General features: G+C 40.8%; 11 protein-coding genes, 1 pseudogene and 3 other annotated features. All 12 genes and pseudogenes read left to right on the forward strand.

All coding sequences use genetic code 11. The features are described from left to right. The first annotated feature begins 226 nt into the window (after positions 1–226). The 12 genes and pseudogenes from kamA (at position 227) to thrS (ending at position 13,480) form a co-directional block, all read left to right on the forward strand. The gene (gene kamA / locus JFU24_RS21825; protein ID WP_201225096.1) at positions 227–1,651 is read left to right on the forward strand and encodes a lysine 2,3-aminomutase; all 1,425 of its coding nucleotides are present in this window, start codon (positions 227–229) and stop codon (positions 1,649–1,651) included. Positions 1,652–1,653: 2 nt separating this feature from the next. Further along, on the forward strand, positions 1,654–1,920 hold the full coding sequence (locus JFU24_RS21830; protein WP_053347558.1) for a YokU family protein: 267 nt from the start codon (positions 1,654–1,656) through the stop codon (positions 1,918–1,920). Positions 1,921–1,983: 63 nt separating this feature from the next. Continuing rightward, positions 1,984–2,862, forward strand: coding sequence for a putative beta-lysine N-acetyltransferase (gene ablB, locus JFU24_RS21835; RefSeq protein WP_201186499.1), 879 nt, complete (start codon positions 1,984–1,986; stop codon positions 2,860–2,862). 12 nt (positions 2,863–2,874) lie between these two features. Continuing rightward, on the forward strand, positions 2,875–3,105 hold the full coding sequence (locus tag JFU24_RS21840; RefSeq protein ID WP_053347556.1) for a ferredoxin: 231 nt from the start codon (positions 2,875–2,877) through the stop codon (positions 3,103–3,105). Positions 3,106–3,244: 139 nt separating this feature from the next. Beyond that, complete coding sequence (locus tag JFU24_RS21845; protein WP_053347555.1) at positions 3,245–4,606, forward strand: aspartate aminotransferase family protein; 1,362 nt, start codon at positions 3,245–3,247, stop codon at positions 4,604–4,606. A 10-nt stretch (positions 4,607–4,616) separates the two neighbouring features. Then, positions 4,617–5,315 (forward strand): CoA transferase subunit A, encoded by a 699-nt coding sequence (locus tag JFU24_RS21850; protein WP_201250480.1) that lies wholly within the window; start codon positions 4,617–4,619, stop codon positions 5,313–5,315. Then, positions 5,300–5,962, forward strand: a complete 663-nt coding sequence (locus JFU24_RS21855) for a 3-oxoacid CoA-transferase subunit B (RefSeq protein ID WP_201223224.1) — start codon at positions 5,300–5,302, stop codon at positions 5,960–5,962. The genes JFU24_RS21850 and JFU24_RS21855 overlap by 16 nt, the downstream gene beginning before the upstream one ends. Before the next feature lie 18 nt (positions 5,963–5,980). Then, the gene (locus tag JFU24_RS21860) at positions 5,981–7,171 is read left to right on the forward strand and encodes a thiolase family protein (RefSeq protein WP_201250481.1); all 1,191 of its coding nucleotides are present in this window, start codon (positions 5,981–5,983) and stop codon (positions 7,169–7,171) included. A 2-nt stretch (positions 7,172–7,173) separates the two neighbouring features. Continuing rightward, on the forward strand, positions 7,174–8,487 hold the full coding sequence (locus JFU24_RS21865) for a peptidase (RefSeq protein ID WP_201223228.1): 1,314 nt from the start codon (positions 7,174–7,176) through the stop codon (positions 8,485–8,487). Beyond that, positions 8,447–8,677 (forward strand): annotated as a pseudogene (locus tag JFU24_RS21870) (YokU family protein). Before JFU24_RS21865 ends, JFU24_RS21870 begins: the two are co-directional and overlap by 41 nt. Positions 8,678–8,893: 216 nt before the next feature. Beyond that, a complete protein-coding gene (locus JFU24_RS21875; RefSeq protein ID WP_201186495.1) occupies positions 8,894–10,351 on the forward strand; it encodes an amino acid permease in 1,458 nt (485 codons plus the stop codon). Between the two features lie 434 nt (positions 10,352–10,785). Then, positions 10,786–11,008: a binding site (T-box leader), on the forward strand. A gap of 30 nt (positions 11,009–11,038) precedes the next feature. Beyond that, positions 11,039–11,259, forward strand: a binding site (T-box leader). A gap of 30 nt (positions 11,260–11,289) precedes the next feature. Then, positions 11,290–11,512: a binding site (T-box leader), on the forward strand. A gap of 60 nt (positions 11,513–11,572) precedes the next feature. Then, positions 11,573–13,480 carry a threonine--tRNA ligase gene (gene thrS, locus JFU24_RS21880; RefSeq protein WP_201250956.1) on the forward strand — a complete coding sequence of 636 codons (1,908 nt, stop codon included), beginning with the start codon at positions 11,573–11,575 and terminating at the stop codon, positions 13,478–13,480. Positions 13,481–13,631: the final 151 nt, after the last annotated feature.

Here is a 13,631-nt window from a genome sequence, read left to right on the forward strand (position 1 = left end):
TTTTTTCAATCTCAAAAGGATAAGCATTAAATCCGTATCTCTTTGGCGCAAAGAAATTGGCTGCAAAATATTAGGCATAACGAAAAATATTTTGCGGTTTAAGGGGACGATCCGCCCTCTTTTTTCTATGTTTTTCTTGTTTTGGATGTTGGCATTATTCTTGCAAGTAGATATATATATAGTTTCTTAAGATAAAGAGGGGGGCATTTTAATGAGTTTGATGGGAATGGAAGTAAAACATGAGGAATACCTTGGTGGACGTAGACATTATAATGAGATTGAATTGTGGAAAGATGTAACGGAAGAGCAATGGAATGATTGGCTCTGGCAATTAACCAATACAATTAAAACTTTGGATGATCTGAAAAAAGTTGTGAACTTGACACCGGAAGAAGAAGAAGGTGTTCGGATTTCAACTCAAACAATCCCTTTAAATATTACACCTTACTATGCATCCTTGATGAATCCTGATGATCCTCGCTGTCCGATTCGTTTGCAGTCTGTACCGCTTTCGGCAGAAATGAACAAGACTAGATATGATTTGGAAGATCCGCTGCATGAGGATGAAGATTCTCCTGTTCCAGGTCTAACGCATCGTTATCCGGATCGCGTTCTATTTCTTGTCACGAACCAATGCTCTATGTACTGCCGTTACTGTACTCGTCGTCGTTTTTCAGGTCAGGTTGGCATGGGCGTTCCTAAGAAGCAATTAGACGGGGCGATTGAATATATTCGTAATACTCCGGAAGTGAGAGATGTTTTGATTTCTGGAGGAGATGGCCTATTAATCAATGATAAGATTCTCGAATACGTATTGAGTAATTTACGTGCGATCCCACATGTGGAAATCATTCGTATCGGTACTCGTGCACCGGTTGTTTTCCCGCAGCGGATTACAGAAAATTTATGCAATATTCTGAAAAAATATCATCCAATTTGGTTAAATACGCATTTCAATCATTCACTTGAACTGACGGAAGAAGCCAAAAAGGCATGTGATATGTTGTCGATGGCTGGAGTACCGCTTGGTAATCAGGCTGTTATTCTTGCTGGAATTAACGATAGTGTTCATATTATGAAAAAGCTTATGCACGACTGTGTTAAAGCAAGGGTAAGACCTTATTACATTTATCAATGTGATTTATCTGAAGGGATCGGCCATTTCCGTGCACCGGTTTCAAAAGGACTGGAAATCATTGAAGCGTTACGTGGCCATACATCAGGATATGCAGTGCCAACTTTTGTGGTGGATGCTCCTGGCGGAGGCGGAAAGATTGCCTTGACTCCGAATTACCTTCTTTCGCAAAGTCCGGATAAAGTGGTCTTACGGAACTTTGAGGGAGTTATCACGAGCTATCCAGAACCGAAGAACTATGTTGCTGGCAGTGCAGATGCTTACTTTGATGAAGTGTATGGTACCGAAGGAAGAAAAGGAGCTGTGGGGATCTCTGCTCTGATGACAGACGAAAAATTCAATTTGGTACCAGAAGGCCTACGTCGCCTTGACAAGAGAAAAGCGTATGAAACTACTGATGAACATGCTTCTTTGAAGGATCGCCGTGATAAACGTGATGAAATGAAGGAAAAATTAAGGTTAGCCCAAGAAAAAAAGAACGCCATGGTCGGAAGTTCTGAAGGCAAGGGGGAATAAGGATGGAATGCTTGTGGTGTAATGCCCCCAACGTTGAGGAAAGTGAAAAGAAGGATTGTTACTGGATTATGCCTGATGGTAAACGATCAATAAAAGTTCTTCAGGTTCCAGCCCTGAACTGTCCAAATTGTGGAATCTATGTGTCTGATTCGATGAATCAAAAGGTGGATGAATCCTTATCTATATATGACGTGAGTGAGTATCCTGATGAGTTTACGTATGAACAGCTTCTTCAGGCTCCTGTAAAGAAATTGTTTAATTGGAAATAGAATGCCGGGAGAAGTAGATGATGCATCGCTTCTCCCGAATTTTAGTTAAGGAGGGTATACATAATGTCTGTTCAAAAGCTGCCTTTTTTCACCCGAATTGAGACTGGGGAATGTTTTACGATGGAACTCTATCTTGATCATGCAAATCATCGCTTACGCATTGATGATTATCGGGGGAATATCAAAAAAGCGATAACTCGAGCTCTAGTCATCGCTCAAGAGCATGGCTTTACAAAAGTGATACTTAAAGCTAGACAAGAAGATTTATCTGCGACATGGGTCCATGGATTTATGCTGGAAGGAATATTGAGTAAGTATTTTAATGGGAATGATGCTTATTGCATGGCATTGTATTTTACCAATGAAAGGCGAACAAGCGACTATTGGATGAAGGAAGACAAAATTCTCCAAGATGTTATTGATATTCCTAGAATAATAGAAAAGCAGCAACTACCTGAAAATTACTCCCTTCGATTTGCTGAAGTTGAAGATGCATATGAGCTGGCAAATTTATACGGTGCAATTTTTGAAACCTATCCAACCCCAATGAATGATGAGGGTTATATCAAAAAAGTGATGGAAGAAGGAACGATCTTTAGTGTTATTCAATATGAAGGATCCATCGTTAGTGCTGCATCCGCGGAAGTAAATGAAATGTATCATAATGCTGAACTAACTGACTGTGCAACGATTCCTCATCATCGAAAACATGGTTTTATGAAGGTACTTATCTCAGCATTAGAACAAGAACTTATCAAGAAAAATATTTATTGTTCCTACTCTTTAGCGCGATCTTTGTCAATGGGCATGAACGCTGTCTTTCACCAGCTGGGATATGAATATGGAGGAAGATTTACGAAGAATTGCAATATTTGGGATAAGTATGAGGACATGAATATTTGGGGTAAAGATTTATCTTCTGTAAATGGATTCTTTAAATAGGAGGAAAAGTTTATGGCTAAATACACATGGGTTGATAAAGATACCTGTATTGCGTGCGGGGCATGCGGTGCAACAGGTCCTGAAATTTATGACTATGACGAACAAGGAATCGCTTTCGTTATCTTGGATGATAATCAGGGGAATGCCGTAGTTCCTGAGAATCTGTATGATGACATGCATGATGCTATGGAAGGCTGCCCTACAGAATCAATCCTGATTCAGGATGAACCTTTTAGTTGGTAAACTCGGTTTTATGGATTCATATTTGCCATCTATTCTTTCAATCAGTTAATAGGATTTTTCCAATAGTTTAAGAGTTTTAGTGTACTAGAACTTCATAGATGTGTAGTTGGTAAAAAAATGTAAATAAAGGAGAGATGAAATGAAGCGGAATCATTTAATTAAGCCCATTCTAGATCATAACTATCCCACTGTCTCTCATGGGAAGGGAATATATCTTTATGACACGGATGGAAAACAATACATCGACGGATCTTCAGGTGCGGTTACGGCGAGTATTGGTCATGGAGTATTAGATGTTGTTGAGGCAATGACAGAGCAGGCAAGTAAAGTTTCTTTTGCATACCGATCTCATTTTACAAGTGAAGCCGCAGAGACTTTAGCCGAAAAGCTAAGTGAGTTAGCTCCAGGAGATTTAAATTGGTCGTTTTTTGTGAACAGTGGGTCGGAAGCAACCGAAACGGCGATGAAGATAGCCATTCAACATTGGCAAGAAAAAGGATTTGAGCGGAAAAATCGTATCGTCTCCCGCTGGACGAGTTATCACGGGATTACGATGGGTGCTTTATCGATGTCCGGTCATGTGTCAAGAAGAAAACGTTTTGTTCCGTTATTAGAGGATTTTCCTAGTATATCTGCTCCGTATTGTTATCGATGCCCTTATGAATCTTCCGGCTGTAAACTGCAGTGTGCAAATGAATTAGAGACGTCCATTCAAAGACTTGGTTCTGAGAATATTGCCGCCTTCATCGCTGAACCAATTATCGGGGCATCTGCTGGGGCTGTTACTCCACCGGATGGTTATTATCAAAGGATTAAGGAAATATGCGAACGCTATGACATTCTCTTTATCGCCGATGAAGTTATGACTGGAATCGGTCGTACAGGAAAAATGTTTGCCATGGAACACTGGGGAGTTACCCCAGATATCATCGCATTAGGGAAAGGTATGAGCGCTGGCTATACTCCAATTGCAGCCACTTTGGTTAGTGATCGGGTTATGGAACCCATTTTAAAAGGTTCGAAGTCAATCATGGCTGGACACACATATAGTGCAAATCCTCTATCTGCTGCCGTTTCTTTAGAAGTGCTTGCCTACATTGAACGAATGAATCTGGTTCAGGCAGCGGAAGAGAAAGGACAGTATCTATTGGAGAAATTACATGGGCTGGCTGAGAGATTTGACATCATTGGTGATGTACGAGGAAAAGGGCTTCTCCTGGGACTTGAGTTTGTTTCAAATAGGAGTTCAAAAACTCCATTCGACTTGCAAGATGGCATAACCACAAGAATTGTCAATAAGGCATTTGAGAAGGGATTGTTGATCTATCCTGCTTCGGGCGCAATCGAAGGGATCGCGGGTGATGCAGTTATTATATCTCCGCCGCTAGTTATTACAAATGAAGAAATTGATAGTCTTGTAAAGATACTGGAAGCTTCAGTTGAGGAATTGCAGCATGAATTGCACTCGGAAGGTCTGATAGAGAACAAGCAGGCTATTTAGGAGGAACCATATGAAGCAGGTCATTTCGAAAAAAAACAAAATTGTGACCCTGGAAGAAGCACTCGAGTATATTACTGATGGATGTACTCTCTTGTACGGTGGGTTTGGGGGAGTGGGGACTCCGCCAACACTCATACAGGGCATCCTGGACAAGGGCGTTAAGGAACTAACATTGATTGGCAATGATACGGGATTCCCTGATATTGGAATTGGCCGGCTGGTGACTCTTGAAAGAGCCAAAAAGGTCATTGCCTCTCATATCGGATCTAATCCTAATGCCGGTCGGCTCATGACTGAAGGAAAGCTGCAAGTGGAATTTTCTCCGCAAGGGACATTAGCTGAAAGGATTCGTGCAGGCGGAGTAGGCTTGGGCGGGATTTTTGTTGATGTCGGGATTGGAACGATAGCTGAAGAAGGCAAGGACAAAATGGTAATCGACGGAAAGGAATATTTGATCGAAACCGCTTTGACCTCGGAAGTGAGTATCGTCTATGCCAAAAAGGCAGATCCGTTGGGGAATTTGGTTTTTGACAAGAGTGCCCGCAATTTCAATCCGCTCGTAGCGATGGCAGGAGCTTTTACTATAGCAGAAGTTGAAGAAATTGTTCCGGTAGGCGAATTGGATCCGGAGTGTATTGCCACGCCAGGTATTTATGTAGATATGGTGATTCCAACAAAAGGGGTGAATTGGAAATGGGCATGGGAGTAGATGTACGAAATCGCATCGCCAAACGCGCTGCCAAGGAAATCCATGACGGATTAATCGTCAATTTAGGTATTGGCATCCCTACCTTAGTGGCCGATCATTTATCTCAAGATATCCATGTGCTGTTCCATGCGGAAAACGGTGTTCTTGGAACAGGCCCCAGTCCAAATCAGGGGGAAGAAGATCCTGCTCTCTGTAACGCAGGAGGGTTCCCGATTACGTCTGTAATGGGGGCTTCTTACTTTGACAGTGCAACTGCATTTGGCATGATTCGTCGAGGATACATCGACATTACCATCCTTGGGGCATTGGAAGTTAGTGAAACAGGGGATTTAGCCAACTGGATTGTCCCAGGCAAACGGGTACCGGGGATGGGCGGAGCAATGGAGCTTGCCCAAAAAGCCAAAAAGGTGATTGTCTTGATGAATCATGTAAACAAGCAGGGGGAATCGAAGATATTAAAGAAATGCACACTTCCTTTAACGGCAAGACATAGTGTAGATTTAATCATTACTGATATGGCTGTCATGGAAGTTACAAAAGAGGGATTGGTGTTGAGGGAAGTTATGACACCTTATACAGTTGATGATGTGATTGCGAATACAGAGGCGTCGTTGAAAATAGGGGCTACTGTCAACAGCATTGAATAGGTAAGAGGAGGAAGAAGCATGAATGAGGTCGTCATCGTTGCTGGAGCGCGAACGGCAGTTGGATCCTTTGGAAAATCACTCCGGAATGTTAATGCTACCGAATTAGGCCGTCAATTATTGGAAGGCTTAATGGAAAAATCTGAATTAGGCAAAGAAAAGGTCAATGAAGTGATTTTCGGACATGGCTATGTCCATGGAGGCGGACTTAACTCGGCCCGAATTTCATCGCAGATGGCAAATTTCCCGCATAGTGTCCCAGGCCACGTTGTAATCAAAGCATGTGGATCAGGTTTAAAGGCCATTACCAATGCTGCATTAACTATTGCTGCTGGTCAAGAAGACATAATCATTGCCGGTGGAGTGGAGAGCATGAGCAATGTGCCTTATATCGTGAAAAATAGATGGGGCGGTAAATTTGGAAACGTAACGATGGAGGATGCTCTGCTGGCAGATGGATTAATATGTTCCTTGGGAAATGAGCATATGGGAATAACAGCCGAGCGCCTGGCTGAAAAATATGGTATCCGTCGTGAAGAACAGGATCAATTTGCTTATCAAAGCCACAAGAAGGCTTGGAAAGCTATGGAAGAGGGACGCTTTGATCGAGAAATTATTCCGCTCAAAATCAAGGATCGAAAAGGGCTTCAAATCTTCAATCAAGACGAAGGGGTACGCGAGGACATTCATCTGAGTCAACTAGCCAGTCTTCCAGCAGTATTCAAAAATGAAGGAACCATAACGGCAGGAAATGCCTGTCCCATGAATGATGGAGCAGCAGCTGTACTATTAATGTCCAAGCAGCAAGCAGAAGAAAAGGGATTAAAACCGCTCTTGAAAATTAAGGCTTTCGCCAGTGCAGGTGTTGAACCTGGAGTTATGGGGATTGGACCAGTACCAGCGACTCGAAAGGCATTGGCAAAAGCAGGTCTATCGTTAGAGGATATCGGACTGATTGAACTTAATGAAGCCTTTGCTGCCCAAGCACTTGCAGTGATCAAGGAGTTAGATTTGAATCCGGATATCGTCAATGTCAATGGAGGGGCAATTGCACTTGGTCACCCTGTAGGAGCAACAGGTGCAAAATTGACAGTCACACTGATGCATGAAATGTTGCGTTCCCAAGTTAAGTACGGAATGGTAACGTTATGTATGGCAGGTGGAATGGGACTTTCAGTAATCTATGAGAATATGTGTATAAAAGGAGGATAAAAGTGCCGGATTTTAAAAAACGAATTAACCAATGGATCAAGGATCATCGGGAAGAAGGAACAGACTTATTGCAAAGGTTGGTGCAAGCACCGAGTACCCAAGGAAATGAAGCAGACGCTCAGGCTATCGTCGCCCAAAAACTAGAGGAAATGGGCCTGAAGGTTGATATTTGGGAGCCTAACGGTGGGGAACTGAAAAAGCATTCCTATTTCTATTCTCCTCGCAGCGAATTTTCCAACAGTCCTAATGTGGTAGGAATTATGAAGGGAACTGGAGGCGGCCGCTCCATTATCTTGAACGGACACATCGATGTGGTTCCGGATGGTGATCGGGATCAGTGGGATGACGATCCATATAGTGGAGCCATAAAGAATGGGAAAATGTTTGGACGCGGCGTAACAGATATGAAAGGAGGCAATGTATCCCTTATCCTTGCTATGCAGGCATTAAAGGAAAATGGCATTCATTTAAAGGGAGATGTCATATTTCAAAGTGTGATAGAAGAAGAAAGCGGCGGAGCCGGAACGTTAGCAGCCGTCTTGAGGGGATACAAAGCTGATGCTGCCCTTATCCCTGAACCAACGAATATGAGGATTTTTCCCAAACAGCAGGGGTCGATGTGGTTCCGAGTTCTGGTAAAAGGCCGGTCAGCTCACGGCGGAACCAGGTATGAAGGTGTAAGTGCCATTGAAAAAAGTATGACCGTAATAAATCATATTCGTGCTCTGGAAGAAAAGCGAAATGCACGTATCAGTGATCCGCTTTATCAGAACACACCTATTCCGATTCCAATCAATTTAGGCGTCATTGAAGGCGGTAATTGGCCTTCCTCCGTTCCTGACCTCGTGAAAATTGAAGGTAGAATGGGTGTTGCGCCAGAGGAAACGATGGAGCAGGCGAAAAACGAAATGGCTAATTGGCTGTTACAGATCAAAGAAGTTGATGAATGGTTCAAGGATAATCCGCCCGTTTTAGAATGGTTCGGAGCACGCTGGGTTCCAGGGGCAATTGATGTAGAACATGAACTAATGAATACGCTCGTCAATCAATTTAGGCAAGTTGCTGGACAAGATCCGGTCATTGAAGCCTCTCCATGGGGAACTGATGGAGGATTGTTGACTCATGTCGGTGAAACGCCTGCAATTGTTTTTGGTCCTGGAGTAACAGAGGTTGCCCATTATCCAAATGAATATATCTTACTGGACAATGTGTTCGCGACAGCGGAGATTATTGCCCTTACTTTAATTCAATGGTGTGGAATTGAACAATTGCAGGATGATCCTTATGTGGCCTTGGCAAGTAAAGAAGACAAATGATAACGTATATTGGGAGTTACCTGATGGAACAATGTCTATTTAAAATTAACAGGGCTCCATCCATTCAATGTGTTACTAATTGGAAGAGACAGAGAAAGAAATTGAATATCAACACACTACAGATAGATATGATGAATTGATGTCTAAGCCCCGTTTACTTAAAAGAAATTATTTTGTTTTTAGCCAGTAAAGTGAAGCTTCAATTGGTGAAGTTACCTTGGTAGTGAACGTATCAGGTTCTTTCCTTCAGTTAGAAAAGGGTAAATACATAGTCTTCCGCAAAGAGGTTGTGGGAGACTATTCATATCTAATGAACTCTACTATTACCAACAATACTGCTGTTAAGACAAATCTCTTATAATATTTCTTAAAGTTTTAATTTTAATAGAAAATGAGGTAGTAGCCAATGGACATGAATCTCATTGAAAATCAAGAACCGACAGTTAAAAGAAACTTAAAAGCAAGGCATATGACCATGATCGCAATTGGAGGTTCTATCGGAACTGGTTTATTTTTGGCAAGTGGTGCAACCATCCAAAGTGCAGGACCTGGTGGTGCTCTCGCTGCATATGCATGCATTGGGATCATGGTTTATTTCCTTATGACAAGCTTGGGGGAAATGGCTACATACATGCCTGTATCGGGTTCATTTTCCTCCTATGCGACACGCTTTGTAGATCCAGCATTTGGTTTTGCACTTGGCTGGAATTATTGGTTTAACTGGGCGGTTACCCTTGCTGTGGAAATAGCTGCGGCAGCCATCATCATGAAATTCTGGCTGCCTGAAGTGCCAAGCATAATATGGAGTGCATTGTTTCTTGGACTCGTCTTTATGCTAAATGCTTTATCCATTAAAAGTTATGGTGAATCAGAATATTGGTTTTCTCTAATAAAAGTTGTGGCCATTATTTTCTTTATCATTATTGGATTATTGACAATCTTAGGCGTTTTTGGTGGAGAGGTGATTGGATTTGAAAACTTCACCATGGGCGAGGCTCCTTTCAAGGGAGGATTTTTATCGATCATTAGTATCTTTCTTATCGCTGGATTTTCTTTTCAAGGTACAGAACTAGTTGGTATTGCTGCTGGCGAAAGTGAGAATCCTGAAAAAAATGTTCCGAATGCGATTCGACAAGTATTTTGGCGCATCTTATTGTTTTACATCGGAGCCATTTTGATACTCGGGCTGTTAATTCCATATACGAGTCCAAGTTTATTAGGTGGGGATGTAGAAAATATTTCTGTAAGCCCTTTCACTCTCGTTTTTGAACGGGCAGGATTTGCTTTCGCTGCTTCTGTCATGAATGCTGTTGTTTTGACATCATTACTTTCTGCAGGGAACTCGGGGCTTTATGCATCAACTCGGATGTTATGGTCGATGGCAAAAGATAATCAGGCTCCAAAGTTTCTAGCTAAAGTTAACAGAAGGGGAATCCCGATGAATGCCTTGATTCTCACGGCAATAATTGGAGGACTAGCTTTTTTAACATCTGTTTTTGGGGATCATGTGTTTACATGGCTATTAAATGCTTCAGGATTAACGGGATTTATCGCTTGGATTGGAATTGCCGTAAGCCATTATCGTTTTAGACGTGCGTACGTAGCACAGGGCGGTGACTTAAATGAGTTAAAATACAAAGCAAAATGGTTCCCATTCGGTCCGATTCTTTCATTTTTTCTATGTATAGTTGTCATTGCAGGGCAGAATTACGAGGCGTTTCTAAGCGGCAGTATTGACTGGTATGGGGTCGCAGTCTCCTATATTGGTTTACCAATTTTTTTAGCGATATGGTTAGGGTACAAGGTTTTTCATAAGACAAAGGTAATTTCATTGAAAGATTGTCATTTTGAGAAATCAGCATAGGAAACGTAAACTGAATTTCAAAGTCAGTATCGTAACGAGCATTGTGAATGTTATCATTCATGATGCTTTTTTATCGTTGTTGCACTTATCGTTTTATTCGTCGTTGCCATTACTTATTAATTAAGAAATTGCTTACGATTTCTAACAAAAAGAATAGTAATCAATTAGATATTGAAAACAGATTTGATAGAGTTGAAGATGAATTGAATTCGATGAATAAAGGGAAGTAATGATTAATTAAAATAGGAAGAAAAATGGTTTGATAATCTTTTAAAATACACATAGTATAAAATCTTTTATTTCTATTGTACGAATGCCAGTTTTTTGCGCAGGAAGTCGCTTTTTATAATTTTTTTGATAAAAGAATAATAAGATGTTGTCACTTATGGAAATTTATTGTAATATATATAACAATATAATGACCTAATGAATTTAAAAAAGCCATGATAAGGACATGAATTATTTTTACGGTTTTCAGAGAGGGAAGGGTAGCTGTGAACTTCCTGGCTTAGGGAAATGATTTACCGCCTTTGAGCTATATCAGTGAACGATAGTAACTGATATCGTCTAAGCTACGTTACAGCTCCAGAGCCATAAGTTGTATCTTACTTATGGGAAATTGGGTGGAACCACGAGTAAAACGCACTCGTCCCTTGTATAGGGATGAGTGCGTTTTTTTTATATGAAATTGTTGCCATGATAAGGACATGAATCATTTTTACGGTCTTCAGAGAGGGAAGGGTAGCTGTGAACTTCTTGGCTTAGGGAAATGATTTACCGCCTTTGAGCTATATCAGTGAACGATAGTAACTGATATCGTCTAAGCTACGTTACAGCTCCAGAGCCATGAGTAATCTTACTCATGGGAAATTGGGTGGAATCACGGGTATAACGCACTCGTCCCTTGTATAGGGATGGGTGCGTTTTTTTTATATAAAATTATTGCCATGATAAGGACATGAATCATTTTTACGGTCTTCAGAGAGGGAAGGGTAGCTGTGAACTTCCTGGCTTAGGGAAATGATTTACCGCCTTTGAGCTATATCAGTGAACGATAGTAACTGATATCGTCTAAGCTACGTTACAGCTCCAGAGCCATAAGTTGTATCTTACTTATGGGAAATTGGGTGGAACCACGAGTAAAACGCACTCGTCCCTTGTATAGGGATGAGTGTGTTTTTTTTATTACTAAAAAGGGGTGTATGTATTATGAGTGGAGATATGATTATGATTCAATTCCCGGATGGGAAACAAAAAGGGTATCTGAAAGGGATCACAGTGGAAAGTGTGGCAGAGTCCATCAGTTCCAGTTTAAGGAAAATGGCAGTTGTAGGGAAACTGGATAAACAACTGGTGGATCTGAGTTTCAAGCTGGATAAAGATGCCGAACTAGCGATTTTAACTCTTGATTCGGATGAAGGATTACATGTTTTACGTCATACATCAGCGCATGTTATGGCACAAGCAGTGAAGAGAATTTACGGTAATGTAAAATTAGGGATAGGACCAGTCATTGAAGACGGATTTTACTATGATTTTAAGCTGGATCATCCTTTGACTTCTGATGATTTACTGGCCATTGAAAAAGAGATGGAAAATATCATAAGTGAAAATTTGGAAATCAAAAGAGTCGAAGTTTCTTATGAAGAGGCAGAAAAGTTATTTGAGAGTAATGGGGAATCATTCAAGTTAGAAATAGTAAAGAACATCCCTAAAGATGAAAAACTGAGTCTATATAAACAAGGGGAATTTATCGATCTTTGCAGGGGGCCGCACCTTCCATCCACATCATTTGTAAAATCGTTCAAGTTAACTCATGTATCTGGAGCCTATTGGAGAGGGGACAGTCAAAATGAAGTTCTTCAACGGGTGTATGGCGTGGCTTTCAGCAAGAAAAAGGATTTACAGGGTCATTTGAAATTCTTAGAGGAAGCAGCCAAACGCAATCATCGTAAATTAGGGAAGCAGTTGGAGTTATTCATGTTTTCAGAGGAAGCCCCAGGAATGCCGTTTTATTTACCGAAAGGACAAATCATGCGAAATGAATTGGAAAAATTCTCGAGGGAGCTTCAGACTAGCGCTGATTACGACGAAGTTCGAACTCCTTTTATGATGAATCAACGGTTATGGGAACAATCGGGTCACTGGGATCATTACCATGAAAATATGTACTTTTCAGAAGTCGATCATACAAAATTTGCAATGAAGCCAATGAACTGTCCTGGTCATATGCTTATTTATAAAAACCATCTTTATTCATACAGAGATTTACCCATTCGTATGGCTGAGTTCGGTCAAGTTCACCGTCATGAGTATAGTGGCGCATTAAATGGAATGCTTCGGGTCCGTACATTTTGTCAGGATGATGCCCATATATTTGTTCGGGAGGATCAAATCGAAAGTGAAATTATACAAGTGTTTAATATGATTGACGAAGTCTATCGTACTTTTGGATTCGAGTATTCTGTGGAACTTTCGACTCGTCCAGAAGATTCATTAGGTGATGACTACCTTTGGGAAACTTCTGAATTAGCATTAAAAAATGTTCTGGAGAATATTGGGATTGATTACCACTTAAATGAAGGAGACGGTGCCTTTTATGGACCAAAGATTGATTTTCATATTAAAGATGCATTAAAACGAAGCCATCAATGTGGGACAATTCAACTTGATTTTCAAATGCCTGATAAATTTGATTTGACTTATATAGATGAAAATAATGATAAGGTTCGTCCGGTCGTCATTCATCGTGCGATTTTTGGATCCATTGATCGTTTCTTTGGAATCCTGATTGAACATTTTGCTGGTGCTTTTCCTGTATGGCTGGCCCCTACACAAGTGCAAATTATCCCTGTATCAAACGTTCATTTGGATTACTGTTTAAGGGTTCAAAAAGTACTAAAGAGTCTAGGAGTAAGAGTGAAAATTGACGATCGAAATGAAAAGTTAGGGTACAAAATCAGAGAATCACAGATGGGGAAAATCCCATACATGCTTGTACTTGGAGATAAAGAAGTGAAAGAAGATGCAGTAAATGTACGGAAATACGGGGAGCAAGAATCTGAAAGTATTTCATTTATTGGTTTTCAAAACAAAATTGTGCAACAAATAAAGGAACGTAGCATTTAACAGAAGAGACATTTAAGGAAAATATGGGCTGTGGTTTTTGAAGGAGTTAGCGGATGGTAGAGGTATCTTTTTAACCAAATATCATAAAAACAGTTATGGTGGCAAAAGCAAGTAAATCAGAAACTTGATTGAAGAAATGGAACTCGACTAT

The sequence above is a fragment of the Peribacillus sp. TH27 genome (assembly GCF_016650915.1).
Taxonomy (GTDB): Bacteria; Bacillota; Bacilli; order Bacillales; family DSM-1321; genus Peribacillus; species Peribacillus butanolivorans.